Below are 15,102 nucleotides of genomic sequence, written 5' to 3'. Positions count from 1 at the left end.
CACGGTGTGTCAGGAAGGTTACTGTACCCAATGGTACCATAATTGGCGTTTTTGTTAAGAATTTACTCATTCGCAGTAAAAAACTGCGCCAGCCCTTGGGCGGCAAGCCGCCCAGGCCGTTTTCGGGTGCTCAGCGTCGCGTTCGCTCGCGGTTCCAGCGGGCAATATTGTCGATCGGCTGCCTGACGTACGGGCTGGCCGAGATCAGCTTGAACAGCAGCCGGTTGGCCAGGGTCCCGATGCGGTCCATCGGCCGGTCGATGTCGAGGAACAGCACGGCACGGACTTCGTCGGTGTCGTTGTGGACCTCGTGCTCGTAGCTGTCGTCGAACAGCACGACCTTGCCTTCCTGCCAGTGCAGGATCTGGTCGTCGACCCGGATCCAAACGTTCTGCGCATCGGCAGGAACCTTCAGGCCGAGGTGTGCCCGGATCACCGCGCGCGTGGGGCCCTTGTGCGGTGCGATCCGGTAGCGGGGCTGCAGGATGGAGAACATCGCGCTGCGCAGCCCGGGCAGCGTATCAAGCACGGCCGACGTGCGCGGGCACACAGCGCAGTTGTCGTCGACGCGCTTGCCATAGACGTAGAAACCGAAGGTCTTCCAATTATCGCCCTTGGAAATGCGTTTCTGGTCCGGCGACACCTGGTGGAACGCGGGGATGTCTTCCGGATGCTCGAGCAGGTGGTCGAGTTCCTCGCGGATCACCGGCCACGCCGCTTCCAGCCGCGGCACCCAGTCGAACACTTCATTGCCGATCACCGGCGTCGACGGCACCAGCGAATGCTTCGCTTCGAACGTGCCGCTCCAGCGCAGGAAACGCTTCCCGCCGCGGATAAGCCATTGCCGCCAGAACGGTGCGCGGGGCGTGGTGGGAACGGTAGCGCTCATGTCGGCGCGGCTCCAGCGAGGCGTAGCGACGCGGTCGCGGCATTGACTGCCTGCAGGGCCTTGTCCAACACGTCGACGTACGGCGCACGGGCGTCGAGGTCGACGATCGGCGCATGGTTGTAATGCAGCTGCGACATGACGGCGATCTTGTCCGTCAATTCAGCCACGCCGTGGTCTGGCTTGCGTGCATGCGCGGTGGCCAGGTCGATATCCAGGCGGATCACGAGGGCAGGGTGGTACATCGCCATGCGCTCGTAGATTCGCTGCTCGCGCTCGGCCAGCTTGCGCACGAACCATTGCGTGCTGCGTGCCTTGCCCAGGCCCGGCCCGTCGTAACGGAAGCCGGCGATTTCAGCCTGCGGGTAGCGATCGGTGATCACCAGCACGCCACTGTCGGCGAGCCGGCGCACGCGACGGAAATGTGCTTCGCGCCATACCGAGAAGCCGTACATGATCAGCGCGCCGATCGGCCCGGGCAGCTTGTTCTGCATGTTCTGCGCACGGTCGGCCTTCGCGGCGAGCCGGCGCTCGAGGCGCGGGCCGATGAACGGCAGCTGCTTGATCCTGTTGCCGGCCTCGCCCGAGATGAGTCCCAGGTAGCGACGCTGCGTCGGCATCGCGGCATTCAGGCGCGACACCAGTTCGTGGGTAAGCGTCGACTTGCCCGTGCCGTCGCAACCGACGACGGCGACAAGCCGTGGCATGGTCTGCACCGCGCTCATGCGTGCACTCCGTGCATCGCGTCGTGCACGCCGCGCAGCGCGGCCTGCAGGACGGAGCCGGCATCGCCGCGACCGTCGAGGTCGAGGATCCTTGCGCCATTGAAACGCAGCGTGGGAATCACTCGGACCTTTTCGCGCAATGCCTCGATCGCGTGATCGGGTTTGCGCGCATGCGCGGTTTCCGCATCCACGTTAAGACGGATCACCAGCATCGGCAGGTGCGTCGCCATCCACGTGTACAGGCGCTGCTCGCTATCGCGTAGCCGACGCACCCACCAATTGCCGCCTTCGGTTTTCGAAAGCTGCGGGCCGTCGAAACGAAATCCCGGCACCTCGGCCTGCGGATAACGGTCGGCGATAATAAGAGTTCCACGGTGGCACTTCGCGAGCATGCGCCGGAACTTGTGGGCACGCCATTGCGAAAGCAAGTAGATAACCAGCGCTGTCACATTACCGGGCGGCTTTGACGGCTGCGCATGGACTTTGTCGGACTTACCCACCAGATAGCGATTGAACGCCGGCCCGACGAGGGGCAGCGTGGCGATCCATTCGGCGATGCGGCCCGATGACTGGCCCAGGTACAGCGATTCGGTCGGCATCTGCTGACGGAGGTGGGTTACCAGGCCCTCGGTCAGGGTCGACTTGCCCGATCCGTCACTCCCGGTCAGGGCAATGACGGACAGTGGTCGCTGGGGGTCGGTCAGGGTGGAAAAAGAGAGCACACCAAGTGTCCCGTAGCGCAGTACGTTACGATGTTATGACTCTCTTTATGATTCGTCTACCTCAAGGTAACCGGATCTTCACATTTGCGATGGTGTAAGCATGGCTCCAGTGATCGCCATTATCGGTACCGATGGATCAGGTAAATCAACGGTTTGCGAGCATATTGCAAGCTGGATTCACCGCTATGGACCGGCGGCGCACGTCCATTTGGGCAAGCAATCGGGCAATGTCGGCCGCGCGCTGACCCGCCTGCCGCTCGTAGGTAATCTCATGGATCGCAAGATCCAGCAAAACGTCGACAGCGTGAACAAGCGCGCCGATGAAGACCGGCAGCCCACCCTGTTCCCGGCACTGGTCATCAGCGCCTTCACCCTGCGTCGCCTGCGTCGCTTCAAGCGGATGCTCGCCCTGCGCCAGAAGGGCATGATCATCGTCACCGACCGGTTCCCGCAGACGGTGATTCCCGGCGCCTACGACGGTCCGGGATTCCCGCAGAGCGAGCGCGGCTCATGGCTGGTGAAGCGCCTGGCCCGGCGTGAATATGCCACCTTCGACTGGATGGCCAGCCACGCACCGGACCTCGTGCTGCGCCTCAACGTCGACCTCGATGTCGCCTGCCAGCGCAAGCCCGACCACCGCCGCGACGCGCTGGCGCGGAAGATCGCAGTGACGCCGTTGCTCACCTACCACGGGGCACCGATCGTCGAGATCGACGCCAACCAGCCGCTGGCCCAGGTGATCGCCGCCGCGGAAGCCGCCGTGGGTAAGCTGATGGCCGATCGCGGTTACACGGCGAGCGAGCCCGTCGCCGCAAGCGGTACCGCGTCGCACTGAAAACGTGACGTGGATGGCGGAATGCGCATGCCGTGGCATGCCGCCGCCCCACGCACGCAAAACGGTCATACCCGGTCGTGACAATCCCCGCCGCAGGGGATCACGACAATCAACGGGACACGCATGACCTCACAGGACCGGCGTCACTTCCTGAAGCTTTCCCTTGGCGCCGCAGGCGCGGCCTTCACGGCGACGGTGATGCCGCCGTCGATCCAGAAAGCGCTCGCGGTGCCCGCGGCGCGCCGAACGGGCACGCTAAAGGACATCGAACACGTGGTGATCCTCATGCAGGAGAACCGATCGTTCGATCACTATTTCGGCAGCATGCGTGGCGTACGCGGGTTCGGCGATCCGCGCGCCCTGACCCTCGCCAGCGGCCGCTCGGTGTGGCACCAGCCGCTGGTGGCTGGCGGCGACGACTACGTCCTGCCGTTCCGGCCGCAGGCCGACAACCTCGGCCTGCAGTTCATCGAGGACCTGCCGCACGGCTGGAACGACACCCAGTCCGCGTTCAACGCCGGCAAATACGACCAGTGGGTGCCGTCGAAGGGCGCGACCACGATGGCCTACCTCACCCGTGAGGACATCCCGTTCCACTACGCGCTGGCCGATGCCTTCACCGTCTGCGACGCCTACCACTGCTCGATCCTGTCCTCGACCGATCCGAACCGCTACTACATGTGGACCGGCTACGTCGGCAACGACGGCAAGGGCGGTGGCCCGGTACTGTCCAATGCGGAAGAAGGCTATGGCTGGACCACGTATCCGGAACGCCTCGAAGCCGCCGGCGTGTCGTGGAAGATTTACCAGGACATCGGCACTGGCCTCGATGCCGCCGGTGGCTGGGGCTGGGGCTCGAACCCGTACATCGGCAACTACGGCGACAACTCGCTGCTTTACTTCAACCAGTACCGCGACGCGCAGCCGGGCAATCCGCTTTACGACAAGGCGCGCACCGGCACGGATACGCTGAACGGGCAGTCGCTGTTCGAGATCCTGCGCAACGACGTCGTCGCCGATCGCCTGCCGCAGGTCTCGTGGATCGCCGCACCCGAGGCGTACACCGAGCACCCGAGCTGGCCGGCGAATTACGGCGCCTGGTACGTCGACCAGGTGCTCGAAGCGCTGACCGCGAACCCCGAGGTGTGGAGCAAGACCGCGCTGTTCATCACCTACGACGAGAACGACGGGTTCTTCGATCACCTGCTGCCGGCGTATCCGCCGGCGACGCGCGATCGTGGCCTGTCGACGGTGGCCATCGACGGCGAGGTCTATCCGGGCGGCAACGGCTTCAACGCCGGTGTCTACGGCCTGGGCGTGCGCGTGCCGATGCTGGTGGTGTCGCCGTGGAGCAAGGGCGGCTGGGTGTGTTCGGAGACCTATGACCACACCTCGATCATTCGCTTCCTCGAGCAGCGCTTCGGCGTGCAGGAGCCGAACATCTCCGCATGGCGACGCGCGGTGTGCGGCGACCTGACCCGCGCCTTCGACTTCGATGGCCACGACGGACGGCTGCCACGGCTACCGCCAACGGCGTCGTACGAGCCCGACCGTGGCACGCACAGCGACCTGCATCCCACGCCGCCGTCGAACCAGCAGATGCCCGTGCAGGAGCATGGCCAGCGCCCCGCGCGCGCGTTGCCTTATGCCCTGGACGTCAGCGGTTCGCTCGACCGCGCCAACGGCCTGTACCTGCTGTCGTTCAAGAACACCGGGACCGGCGGCGCCTGCTTTCACGTGACCTCGTCGCTGCGCGGCGACGGGCCGTGGACGTATACGGTCGAGGCAGGGAAGTCGCTGTCGGACCATTGGACCAGTGCCTACAGCGCCGGTGCCTACGACCTCAGCGTCAGCGGTCCGAACGGCTTCCTGCGCCAGTTCAGCGGCAAGCAGCCGGATGCCGGCGCGGACCTGCGTCGGCTCGCCTTGCCCGAGGTCACCCTGGCCCAGGGGCGACGCTCCGGGGAGTTGCACCTGGTGCTGAGCAACAGCGGCGGCCGGCCGTGTGCGATCACCGTGCAGGCCAACGACTACCTGCGCGAACCGCCGCGGCGTTACTGGCTGCAGCCGGGCGATCGTGTCGAGAGCCGCTGGGACATCGATGGATGCGACCACTGGTACGACCTGACCGCCACCTGCGACACCGACGAGCTGTTCTCGCGCCGGTTTGCGGGGCACCGGGAGACCGGCCAGGACTCGGTCTCGGATCCGGCACTCGGCCGCCGCTGAGGCCCAGGGCATAGGACATTTTGGAGATAGGCGGGTCGGCACCGACCCGCTAGCCTCGTCGCAGGGGTTCATCGACGAGGGTTGGGCATGGGTAGCGTAGGCATCGGCCGCACGTCGGCCAGGATCGTGCGTCCGCCGTTTTATCTCTTCATGTCGCTGGCCATGGCCGCGGTGATCATCGGTGGCTTCTCGCGGACGGTGCCGGACGACTTCACCGCCAGCCCGGGCCTGCCCCTCTTCCTGCAGATCCACGGCCTGGTCTTCACGCTGTGGATCGTGCTGTTCGTGGCGCAGCCCGCGATCGTCTTTCGCGGCTCGCTGAAGCTGCATCGCCGTGTCGGCTGGCTGGGCGCCATCCTCGCCTGCGCGATGCTGGTGATGGGGCTGGTGGCGACGTTCTTCGCCATCCGCTACAACGCGGTGCCGTCGTTCTTCCCGCCGACCATCTTCCTGGTCATGAACACCATCGGCATCCTCGTCTTCGCTGGCCTGGTCGCCGGCGGCGTGGCGTTGCGCAAGAAGGCGGAGTGGCACAAGCGGCTGATGATCTGCGCCACCGTGTCGATCATGGGCCCGGGCGTCGGCCGTTTGCTGCCGATGGAATCGTTCGGCAAGGCCGCGCCGATGGTGATGTTCGCCGTGATCATGCTGTTTGCCCTCGCCGGGCCGGTGAACGACCTCTTCGTCCGCCGCCGCGTGCATCCCGCCTACATCTGGGGCGTCACGACGATCCTGGTGAGCATGCTCATCACGGGGCCGCTGGCGTTTACACCGGTCGCGCAGGCGATGGTCGAGGCGATTCGCTCGGGACGTTAGGGCGAAAACCTTACGCGATCGATCAGTCTTCTCCGACATACAGGTTTATTGCGGCTCGACACACTGCGCTGCACTCGGTGACATCAGTTCCACTGGGTGGATATCTCGCCAACCACACGCAAGCTTGAACTTTGAGCTGTGTGGTCTAGCTAGACGCTCTTGAAAGCCAGTGCAAATGAGTCAGCCGATGACCTTCTTAGCCACGCTCACACCCAGCGTTCTGGGCGAGCGCTTTCCGTCGGATACGCACCACGGGTACATCACTGAAGTCCATACGATGTCGCTGGAATTGGACATCGTCGGGTTCAGGGTGGGAATGAGTACTTGGTATGTCGCCGCATTTTCCAATGAAGACTTCGCAGGCGATCTTGAGTTTGCGCGAAGCATGGCGCGACGACACGCTCGATTCCATCCAGGCGAAGATCTGATGGCAGACTCGCGCACAGTGAAATTTTATCGGGCGGACGCATCTCCGGATGCGCCGTTCCGCCAGACGCCTCTCCCGGACGGCGTGAGAATCTGGGGATTTCAGAGATTACTCACGAACGTTATCGTGTCGTATCTGACCGCGAGGCCGTCCGTCATGCAGTTATATTTCCTGGCGGTCAATCAGGTACTTGAACGATGGTATTGTCGATTGTCCGATAGGTTCTGCCGGCCAGGCGGTGTTGAAGGCTGCGGTTTATTGGCTCGGCAAATTGCAGTCCCGCATGAAGATGAAGGAGGATTTTATGGATACCAAAGGTGCGATGAAGGCATCCAGGTTGCCGCGGCCCGCGGCGGTTGCGCTGAAGCAGGCCAGCTTCGACCGGACGTTGAAAGCGGTCGCTCGTTCCATGGAAGTGCAGGTGCTTCCTGAGCAGTCAAGCAAGAATCCGTCCTCGACAAGGTCGACGCGCGGTTCGTGACCGGCCAGACCTTCATAGTCGACGGTGGCCTGACTCTGCTGTGAGAAAACGCCCGTCTCAATGCTAGGCTGGACCTTCGTCACTGACGCGGGCGGGGCATATGAACGGTTGGATCAGGCTCATGGTGGCGGCTTCCGGCACCGCCGTCTTCTCGGCGAGCATGGCCGCGCCGCCATCGGGTGCGACGACGAGTACCCAGTCCGTGGCCGCGGTGCCGGACATGACCCTGTCCACTGCGCATCGCTTCGAGCGGGTCGCCTTCGACCTGCGCGTGCCGTGGGAACTGGCGTTCCTGCCCGACGGCACCCTCATCTTCACCGAGCGCGACGGACATGTGTGCCTGCTCGGGCATGACGCCGCACCGGCGCTGCACACGGCTGTCGCGCTGGGCAACAAGATGGGCATGCTTGGGCTCGCGCTGGACCCGGCGTTCGCCTCCAATCACTTCGTGTATGTCGCCTACGATTATGTGATCGGCGATGCGGACGCGAACGAAGGGGCGCGGAAGTTCAAGCTGCGGGTCGCGCGTTATCGCCTTGACGGTAGCCGGCTGGTCGAGCCGCGCCCCCTTATCGAAGGCATTCCCGCGGCGACCAACCATACCGGCTGCCGCCTGGTGTTCGGCCCGGACGGCAAGCTCTACATCACCACCGGCGATGCCGATGAGCCGGCGAAGGCCCAGCAACTGGATCAGCTCAACGGCAAGATCCTCAGGCTGGATGCCGACGGTTCCATCCCGGCGGACAATCCCTTCGTGCATACCCCGGGCGCGCGGCCCGAGGTATGGAGCTACGGGCATCGCAATCCGCAGGGGCTGGCCTTCGATCCGCGCACGGGCACGCTGTTCGAGAGCGAGCACGGGCCGAACGGTGGTGACGAGGTCAACATCGTCGAGCGCGGCGGCAACTACGGCTGGCCAGTGATCGACCATGCGGCGACCCATGACGGCATGCATTCGCCCTTGCTGGAATTCTCGCCGTCGATCGCGCCTGGCAAGGCGATCCTCTACCGCGGCGATGCCTTCCCCGAACTGAAAGGGAAGCTGATCGTGGCGTTGCTGCGCGGCGAGGGCTTGCTGGTGCTCGACCGTAACGGAAATGCGTTGTCGAATCCGCGAAGGCTGTTTTTCCGGGGTTTCGGCCGTATCCGTGCCGTAACGGAAAGTCCCGAGGGCTACCTGTACTTCAGCACGTCGCAGTACGACCCGTCCGAAGGACAGCCGCGCCAGGACGATGACCTGATCGTGAGGCTGGTGCCGGCCAACGCCCCGGCCGCCTATCCGGCGATCGAGCCGCGGCGCGTCGTCGCGTCGATGGTGGCGTTGACGCCCACCCAGCAGGCGATCGCGACGCATTGCGCCGCGTGCCATGGGCTCGACCTGCGCGGGGGGTCGGCGCCGAATCTCGTCGAGCGCCGGTTCCAGTACGTCACGGATGCTGCGTCACTGCAGGCGCTGATGGTTAACGGTTTGCGTGACCGGGGCATGCCGCCGAATCCGGTTATTACGCCTGCGGAGCAGGGGTTGATCGCGGATTACCTTGTGCAGGAGCGTGCGAAACGGTAGGCCGTGATGCATGGGGCGCGTTCGGCATAACCATTCGCGCGCAGGCGCGCTCCTACAAAGGCAGCATTAGGCGTTCGAGGCCGGTGTCAGGCGATGGCTTCTTCGCGCGGGCGCAGCTTGCGGGGGCGGCTGGGCAGGGCGTGGCGGAGGATGCGCCAGATCACCTGGCCGAACTGGCGGGGCAGTGAGCCGCTGTTGTAATGCTGGCCGTAGCGAGCGCAGACCTGCTTCACCTCGATGGCGATCTCGGCGTAGCGGTTGGCCGGCAGGTCCGGATAGAAATGGTGTTCGATCTGGTGGCTGAGGTTGCCCGACAGCAGGTTGATCAGCTTGCCGCCGGTGAGGTTCGACGAGCCGCGCAGCTGGCGAAGGTACCAGTGGCCGCGCGATTCGTTGCGCAGCACTTCCTTCGGGAACACTTCGGCATCCGCGGTGAAATGGCCGCAGAAGATGATGGTGTAGGTCCACACGTTGCGCAGGCCGTTGGCGACCAGGTTGCCCAGCAGCACGGGCAGGAAGAACGGGCCGGCCAGCAGCGGGAACACCACGTAGTCCTTCAGCAACTGCTTGCCCATCTTGCGACCCACCGGGCGGAACGCGTTGCGCAGCTCGCCCGGCTTCATCTTGCCGGCGAACCAGCGACCGACGCGCAGGTCCTGGATGGCCACGCCCCACTGGAACAGCAGCGCGAAGACGATCGCGATCACCGGCTGCATCAGGTAGAACGGGCGCCAGCGCTGCTCGGGGAAGATCCGCAGCAGGCCATAGCCGATGTCGTCGTCCATGCCGCGCACGTTGGTATACGTGTGGTGCTGGAAGTTGTGCGTCTTGCGCCAGTTGGCCGAGGTGGCGACGATGTCCCACTCGTAGGTCTTGCCGTTGAGCTTGGGGTCGTTCATCCAGTCGTACTGGCCGTGGATGACGTTGTGGCCCAGTTCCATGTTCTCGAGGATCTTGGACAGGCCCAGCAGCAGGGTGCCGACGATCCACGCGGGCACCAGCGCCACCGGCAGGAAGGCGCCGAGGAACAGCAGCGCGCGGCCGACGACGCCGGTCCAGCGCACGCCGGCGACCACGCGGCGGATGTAACGCGCATCGCGCTGGCCGATCGTGGCCTGCACGCTGGCGCGGATCGCATCGAGTTCGTCACCGAAGGCCTTGAGCTCGGCGGCGGAGAGGGTGCGGTTGCGGACATGGGTCATGATGCGGGGCCTCAAAGATCCAGGATCAGGTCGGTGCGCGGCGCGTTGACGCACAGGCGAACCTGCGACGACGGTTCGCTGCCAAGGTCACCGGTAAGGATGTGGCGGGTGGTGCCGGACTGGCGCTCGCAAGCGCAGGTGTTGCAGATGCCCATGCGGCAGCCGTTGGCGGGGCGCACGCCCTGCGCTTCCAGCCCCTCGAGCAGCGACTTGCCGCGCGGCAGCACCAGCGTGCGGCCGGAACGCGCCAGGCGCACTTCCACTTCGCCCTCGTCGTCGATGGCGGGGGCAGGCGGGCGACTGAAGGCTTCGGCCTCGAAGCGCGCGACCTGGCCGGCGAAGCGCGCCCGGGCGGCTTCCACGAAGCCGTTCGGGCCGCAGGCAAGCACGCGGCGGTCGCTCAGCGAAGCCACGCTCTCGAAGCTGGCGAGGTCGACGCGCGGATCCGGCGAAGCGCCGTCGCGGGTCGCCAGGAAATGCACGTGCAGGCGCGGATGCGCCGCGGCCATGGCTTCCAGCTCGTCGACGAAGCAAAGCTCGTCGCGCTGGCGGGCCCAATAGAACAGGTCGGCGACGACCGGCATGTTGCGTGCGGCCAGGTCGCGCAGCAGCGCGCGCATCGGGGTGATGCCGCTGCCGGCGGCCAGCAGGAGCAGGCCTTCGTGCGGGGTCGACACGGTCATGTCGCCGAACGCCGCGTCGAGGGTGACGACGTCGCCCACCCGGGCTTCGCTGGCGAGGTACTGGCTGACCACGCCGCCGGTGATCGCCTTCACGGTGATCGCCAGGCTGCCATCCTCCATGACGGTCGGGCTGTAGCTACGGACCAGCCGGCGCCCCTCGATGGTCACCCCGAGGCTGACGTGCTGGCCGGCCTGCATGCCCGTCCAGTGACGGTTGGGGCGCAGCACCAGGGTCACCGCGTCGCGGCTCGCCGGCGCGCGCGAGACCAGCCGCGCCAACGGTTGTTCGAGCGTCCACAGCGGGTTGACCCGGGTCGCCCAGAAGTCGAACAGGGAAGGAGACACCGCGCGACGGGCCAGGCGCAGGGGCCAGCGGGTTTTTCGGGTGGGGAGGGCATTCATGGGTACGTACTATACGCACGCATATACGTCCGTGTATACACATGTATATTACCGTCCGATGTATGATCCAGCCTTAGCCTGCGGCCCCGCCTACCCATGACCTCCATCGTCCTGACTCCCATGACCGGCGCGCGCCGGGCCGACGCACCCCTGGCGGATGCCCCGCAAGGCAAGCGCACCGGGATCTCGCGTGACGACCTGCTGGCCGCCGCCCTCAAGCTGATCGGTCCCAACCGCAGCCTGTCCACGGTGAGCCTGCGCGAAGTCGCGCGCGAGGCGGGCATCGCCCCCAACAGCTTCTATCGCCAGTTCCGCGACATGGGCGAGTTGTCGATCGCCCTGATCGACCTGGCCGGCCGTTCGCTGCGCACGATCATCGGCCAGGCCCGCGAGCGCGCGACGTCCACCGAACGCAGCGTCATCCGCGTTTCGGTCGAGACCTTCATGGAACAGCTGCGCGCCGACGACAAGCTGCTGCACGTGCTGTTGCGTGAGGGCGCGGTCGGCACGGACGACTTCAAGCACGCGGTCGAACGCGAACTCGCCTACTTCGAAGACGAGCTCCGGGTGGACCTGATCCGGCTGGCCGCGGCCGATGGCGCCACGCTGCACGAACCCGCGCTGGTGGCCCGCGCCATCACCCGGCTGGTGTTCGCGATGGGCGCGACGGCGATGGACCAGCCGCCCGCGCGCGACCCCGAGCTGATCGAAGAGATCTCGCAGATGCTGCGCATGATCATCACCGGCTCGCACGCACTGAACCGCTCGCCGGCCTGAAGCGCGGCGACTCCGCTCAGTTCAGGGTGGTCAGTTCGATCGGCACCACGGTGTCGCCGCTGATGACCTGGGCGTGGCCGTCCTGGACCATGAACTGCAGTTGCATGGTGCGCTCGGTGAGCGCCGCCAGCGCGGCGACCGTGGCCGGATCCACGTCGATCACCGATACGTTCTTCGTGCGAGCCACCGCGGACGACATCTTCTTCCACCACACTTCAGCGCCACGCCCGCTGTAGGTGTAGACGATCACGCGCTTCGAGCGGCCGGCGGCGCGGCGGATGCGCTGCTCGTCCGGCTGGCCCAGTTCGATCCACAGGTCCACCTCGCCGGTGAGCTCCTTGCGCCACAGGTCCGGCTCGTCCTCGGAGCTCAGGCCCTTGCCGAACACCAGCGCGTCGTCGGCGTTCAGGGCGAAGGCAAGCACGCGCACCATCATCCGCTCGTCGGTTTCCGACGGGTGCTGGGCGATGGTCAGGGCATGGCCCTGATAGTAGTGCCGGTCCATGTCGCTGACCTGCAGGTCGGCCTTGTAGACCGTGGATTTCAGTGCCATGGGGCGATGCCGGGGGCGGATAACGGGCGCCAAGCCTACACGACCCCGGCACGGCGTGCGTGGACAGTGCGCTTTCGTGCAAGCCGGGCACGCGCCCGCGCACCGATCATGCCGCTGCCCGCCGGTACGCCGATACGCGGCCTGCACGGGGGCACGGCTACACAACGCTATCGATCCCGCCACCCCGGCCTGCTGCCTGGAGACATCCACCCATGAGCTATCCCGTCGCGCCCGGCCGCTCGCCCGTGGCCAATGCCGTTTACGGCATCCTCAACCCGATCCCGTTCGGCTGCTTCGTGGCCGCGCTGGTTTTCGACATCGCCTACGCGAAAAGCGCCACCGTACTCTTCGGCAAGGCCGCGGCATGGCTGGTCTGCCTGGGCCTGGTCGTCGCGATCATCCCGCGCCTGATCAGCCTGTTCCAGGTCTTCGTCACCTCGCGACGGACCAGCACCCACGCCGACCACGTCGACTTCTGGCTGAACTTCGTCGCGATCGTCGCCGCCATCCTCAACGCCTTCGTCCATAGTCGCGACGCCTACGCGATCGTCCCGGCCGCAATGTGGCTTTCCGCGCTCACCGTGCTGTTGATCGCCATCGGCCACGCCGTCATCGCCGTGCGCTACTCGTCGGGCCGGGAGTATGTCCATGGATAAGTCCTTCATGCGTGGCGCGCTCGCCATGGCCTGCGTCGCGCTGCTCGGCGCGTGCAGTGAAAAAGCCTCGCAGGATGCCGCCCAGCAGTCCGGCGGCGCGCCCTCGCTGCCCAAGGCAAAGAACTTCCTCGTGCCGCCGATGCAGGTGCCCGACTTCGCCGGCTGGAAGAACGGCGCGATGCCGACCGTGGCGCCGGGCCTGAAGATCGAGAAGATCGCCGGCGACCTGAAGCATCCGCGCCAGCTGCTGACCCTGCCCAATGGCGACGTGCTCGTGGTCGAATCGAACGGCCCCGGCGAAGAGGCGCTCACCACGCCCAAGCAGCTGATCGCCGGCATGGTGAAGAACGATTCGGGCAAGGGTGCCAAGGGCGGCAACCGGATCACCCTGCTGCGCAAGGGCAGCGGCAGCGGCGAGTGGGAGAAGCACACCTTCATCGAGAACCTGCACTCGCCGTTCGGCGTGCAGCTGATCGGCAACACGCTCTACGTCGCCAACACCGACGCGATCGTGACCTTCCCCTACCAGGAGGGCGAAACCGAGATCAAGACGCCGGGCGTCGAGTTCACCGACCTGCCGTCCACGGTCAACCACCACTGGACCAAGTCGCTTCAGGCCAACCCGGACGGCACCAAGCTTTACGTCGGCGTGGGCTCGAACAGCAACATCACCGAGAACGGGCTCGAGGTCGAATACCGTCGCGCGGACATCCTCGAAGTGGACGTCGCCAGCAAGGGCAGCCGGATCTACGCGCACGGCATCCGCAACCCCACCGGGCTTGCGTGGGATCCCACCACGAACAAGCTCTGGGCGATCGCCAACGAGCGTGACGAGATCGGGGCGGACCTCGTGCCCGATTACCTGACCTCGGTCACCGAGGGCGGCTTCTACGGCTGGCCTTACAGCTACTACGGCCAGAACGTGGACACCCGGGTGATGCCGCAGCGGCCGGAGCTGGTGCAGAAGGCGATCAAGCCCGATTACGCGCTGGGCTCGCACGTCGCGGCCCTGGGAGTGTTGCTGACCCAGAAAACCGCGCTGCCGCAGCCGTACCAGAACGGCGCCTTCATCGGCGAACACGGCAGCTGGGATCGTTCGCCGCTCAGCGGTTACGCCGTGGTGTTCGTCGCCTTCCAGGATGGCAAGCCGGTCGGCAAGCCGCAGACCCTGGTCAGTGGCTTCTATTCGAAAGACGAGAAGCAGCTGTTCGGCGCGCCGGTCGGCGTGGTGCTCGACAAGGACGGCGCGCTGCTGATCGCCGACGACGTCGGCAACACCGTGTGGCGGGTGTCAGCGGCTAACCCCTAGCTTGCGACACCCCAGGCATACGAATCCATCGACAGCACGCCATAGGTCATGCCGCCGGGAATAAGTGCCGGCACGTCGTCTTCCGTGCTCGCGCCCATGGCGACCAGCAGCGGCAGGTAGTGCTCCTGGGTGGGATGGGCGCGTTCGGCGGCGGGGGCCACGCGGCGGTAGTCGACCAGCGCCTGCTCGTCGCGCGCCAGCACGGCCTCGGTGGTCCACGCGGCGAAGGCGGCTGCATACGGGACGCTGTCGCTGGTCCGCTGGATCTCGTAAAGGTTGTGGGTGAGGCTGCCGGAGCCGACCACCAGCACGCCGCGCTCGCGCAGCGGACGCAGGGCCTTGCCGAGCGCCAGGGCGCCCTGGGTGTCGAGCGCGGCCGGCATCGCCAGCTGGAACACCGGGACGTCGGCTGCGGGCAGCAGGAAACGCAAGGGCACCCACGCGCCGTGGTCGTACGGCCGTGTCGGGTCTTCGTCCACCTGCAGGCCGGCGTCGCGCAGCACCGCGGCGGTTTCGCGGGCGACCTCGGGTGCGCCAGGCGCCGGATACTGCAGGCGATACAGCGGCTCGGGGAAGCCGCCGAAGTCGTGCAACGTCGCCGGCTTTTCGGCCGTCATGACGCGCAAGCCGGGTGCCTGCCAGTGCGGCGACACCACCAGTACCGCGCGGATGCCCTCCAGCTGCGCACCGAGGCGCTGCAGGTTGGGGCCGAGCACGCCGGGCTCGAGCGCGAAGGTCGGGGCGCCGTGGGAAATGAACAGGACGGGGGCGAGTGACATGGGAGGGCTCCTTGGGCCGATGACACCAAGGTATTGGTTGCCGATAACGTGATAAA

General features: G+C 66.0%; 15 protein-coding genes. 8 read left to right on the top strand and 7 right to left on the bottom strand.

Annotated features, from left to right (window positions below; translation table 11 throughout):
- Positions 1-130: 130 nt before the first annotated feature.
- Genes KPL74_06505 through KPL74_06495 form a run of 3 tightly spaced genes read right to left on the bottom strand, consistent with a single transcriptional unit; the run spans position 131 to position 2,333 of the window.
- Positions 131-889, bottom strand: a complete 759-nt coding sequence (locus tag KPL74_06505) for an aspartyl/asparaginyl beta-hydroxylase domain-containing protein (GenBank protein ID QWT21651.1) — start codon at positions 887-889, stop codon at positions 131-133.
- Entirely contained in the window at positions 886-1,611 is a 726-nt protein-coding gene (locus tag KPL74_06500) for a hypothetical protein (GenBank protein ID QWT21650.1), read from the bottom strand. The genes KPL74_06505 and KPL74_06500 overlap by 4 nt, the downstream gene beginning before the upstream one ends.
- On the bottom strand, positions 1,608-2,333 hold the full coding sequence (locus tag KPL74_06495; protein QWT21649.1) for a hypothetical protein: 726 nt from the start codon (positions 2,331-2,333) through the stop codon (positions 1,608-1,610). Before KPL74_06495 ends, KPL74_06500 begins: the two co-directional genes overlap by 4 nt.
- Before the next feature lie 271 nt (positions 2,334-2,604).
- Between KPL74_06495 and KPL74_06490 the strand changes: the two genes are divergently transcribed.
- The 5 genes from KPL74_06490 (at position 2,605) to KPL74_06470 (ending at position 8,685) form a co-directional block, all read left to right on the top strand.
- A complete protein-coding gene (locus tag KPL74_06490) occupies positions 2,605-3,168 on the top strand; it encodes a hypothetical protein (GenBank protein ID QWT21648.1) in 564 nt (187 codons plus the stop codon).
- Between the two features lie 123 nt (positions 3,169-3,291).
- Positions 3,292-5,397 carry a phospholipase C, phosphocholine-specific gene (locus tag KPL74_06485; GenBank protein QWT21647.1) on the top strand — a complete coding sequence of 702 codons (2,106 nt, stop codon included), beginning with the start codon at positions 3,292-3,294 and terminating at the stop codon, positions 5,395-5,397.
- A gap of 87 nt (positions 5,398-5,484) precedes the next feature.
- Positions 5,485-6,213: a hypothetical protein gene (locus KPL74_06480; protein QWT21646.1), complete on the top strand. Its 729-nt coding sequence runs from the start codon at positions 5,485-5,487 to the stop codon at positions 6,211-6,213.
- A 187-nt stretch (positions 6,214-6,400) separates the two neighbouring features.
- Positions 6,401-7,072, top strand: a complete 672-nt coding sequence (locus KPL74_06475) for a hypothetical protein (GenBank protein QWT21645.1) — start codon at positions 6,401-6,403, stop codon at positions 7,070-7,072.
- Between the two features lie 149 nt (positions 7,073-7,221).
- Positions 7,222-8,685, top strand: coding sequence for a PQQ-dependent sugar dehydrogenase (locus KPL74_06470; GenBank protein ID QWT21644.1), 1,464 nt, complete (start codon positions 7,222-7,224; stop codon positions 8,683-8,685).
- An 86-nt stretch (positions 8,686-8,771) separates the two neighbouring features.
- Here KPL74_06470 and KPL74_06465 read toward each other — a convergent pair whose 3' ends face one another.
- Together KPL74_06465 and KPL74_06460 are read right to left on the bottom strand one after the other, a co-directional pair.
- Positions 8,772-9,887 carry an acyl-CoA desaturase gene (locus tag KPL74_06465; protein ID QWT21643.1) on the bottom strand — a complete coding sequence of 372 codons (1,116 nt, stop codon included), beginning with the start codon at positions 9,885-9,887 and terminating at the stop codon, positions 8,772-8,774.
- 11 nt (positions 9,888-9,898) lie between these two features.
- On the bottom strand, positions 9,899-10,972 hold the full coding sequence (locus KPL74_06460) for a ferredoxin reductase (protein ID QWT21642.1): 1,074 nt from the start codon (positions 10,970-10,972) through the stop codon (positions 9,899-9,901).
- Between the two features lie 96 nt (positions 10,973-11,068).
- On the opposite strand from KPL74_06460, the gene fabR reads away from it, so the two are divergent.
- Positions 11,069-11,749: an HTH-type transcriptional repressor FabR gene (gene fabR / locus KPL74_06455; GenBank protein QWT21641.1), complete on the top strand. Its 681-nt coding sequence runs from the start codon at positions 11,069-11,071 to the stop codon at positions 11,747-11,749.
- A 16-nt stretch (positions 11,750-11,765) separates the two neighbouring features.
- Here the strand turns inward: fabR and KPL74_06450 are convergent, their stop codons facing one another.
- Positions 11,766-12,302 (bottom strand): YaeQ family protein, encoded by a 537-nt coding sequence (locus KPL74_06450; protein ID QWT21640.1) that lies wholly within the window; start codon positions 12,300-12,302, stop codon positions 11,766-11,768.
- A 212-nt stretch (positions 12,303-12,514) separates the two neighbouring features.
- Here KPL74_06450 and KPL74_06445 point away from each other — a divergent pair, with 212 nt between their 5' ends.
- Both KPL74_06445 and KPL74_06440 read left to right on the top strand, forming a co-directional pair.
- Positions 12,515-12,958 carry a hypothetical protein gene (locus tag KPL74_06445; protein QWT21639.1) on the top strand — a complete coding sequence of 148 codons (444 nt, stop codon included), beginning with the start codon at positions 12,515-12,517 and terminating at the stop codon, positions 12,956-12,958.
- Positions 12,951-14,267 carry a sorbosone dehydrogenase family protein gene (locus KPL74_06440; protein ID QWT21638.1) on the top strand — a complete coding sequence of 439 codons (1,317 nt, stop codon included), beginning with the start codon at positions 12,951-12,953 and terminating at the stop codon, positions 14,265-14,267. Before KPL74_06445 ends, KPL74_06440 begins: the two co-directional genes overlap by 8 nt.
- On the opposite strand, the gene KPL74_06435 is transcribed toward KPL74_06440, so the two are convergent.
- Positions 14,264-15,046: a dioxygenase gene (locus tag KPL74_06435; GenBank protein QWT21637.1), complete on the bottom strand. Its 783-nt coding sequence runs from the start codon at positions 15,044-15,046 to the stop codon at positions 14,264-14,266. The two genes, KPL74_06440 and KPL74_06435, sit on opposite strands and share 4 nt — an antisense overlap.
- Positions 15,047-15,102 lie beyond the last annotated feature (56 nt).

The organism is Bacillus sp. NP157, from assembly GCA_018889975.1.
Taxonomy (GTDB): Bacteria; Pseudomonadota; Gammaproteobacteria; order Xanthomonadales; family Rhodanobacteraceae; genus Luteibacter.
This window is presented reverse-complemented; position numbering and strand designations above follow the sequence as displayed.

Coding starts and splice junctions, on each gene's coding strand:
- KPL74_06505 (QWT21651.1), bottom strand. CDS start 889: ATGAGCGCTACCGTTCCCACCACGCCCCGCGCACCGTTCTGGCGGCAA.
- KPL74_06500 (QWT21650.1), bottom strand. CDS start 1,611: ATGAGCGCGGTGCAGACCATGCCACGGCTTGTCGCCGTCGTCGGTTGC.
- KPL74_06490 (QWT21648.1), top strand. CDS start 2,605: ATGGATCGCAAGATCCAGCAAAACGTCGACAGCGTGAACAAGCGCGCC.
- KPL74_06485 (QWT21647.1), top strand. CDS start 3,292: ATGACCTCACAGGACCGGCGTCACTTCCTGAAGCTTTCCCTTGGCGCC.
- KPL74_06480 (QWT21646.1), top strand. CDS start 5,485: ATGGGTAGCGTAGGCATCGGCCGCACGTCGGCCAGGATCGTGCGTCCG.
- KPL74_06475 (QWT21645.1), top strand. CDS start 6,401: ATGACCTTCTTAGCCACGCTCACACCCAGCGTTCTGGGCGAGCGCTTT.
- KPL74_06470 (QWT21644.1), top strand. CDS start 7,222: ATGAACGGTTGGATCAGGCTCATGGTGGCGGCTTCCGGCACCGCCGTC.
- KPL74_06465 (QWT21643.1), bottom strand. CDS start 9,887: ATGACCCATGTCCGCAACCGCACCCTCTCCGCCGCCGAGCTCAAGGCC.
- KPL74_06460 (QWT21642.1), bottom strand. CDS start 10,972: ATGAATGCCCTCCCCACCCGAAAAACCCGCTGGCCCCTGCGCCTGGCC.
- fabR (QWT21641.1), top strand. CDS start 11,069: ATGACCTCCATCGTCCTGACTCCCATGACCGGCGCGCGCCGGGCCGAC.
- KPL74_06450 (QWT21640.1), bottom strand. CDS start 12,302: ATGGCACTGAAATCCACGGTCTACAAGGCCGACCTGCAGGTCAGCGAC.
- KPL74_06445 (QWT21639.1), top strand. CDS start 12,515: ATGAGCTATCCCGTCGCGCCCGGCCGCTCGCCCGTGGCCAATGCCGTT.
- KPL74_06440 (QWT21638.1), top strand. CDS start 12,951: ATGGATAAGTCCTTCATGCGTGGCGCGCTCGCCATGGCCTGCGTCGCG.
- KPL74_06435 (QWT21637.1), bottom strand. CDS start 15,046: ATGTCACTCGCCCCCGTCCTGTTCATTTCCCACGGCGCCCCGACCTTC.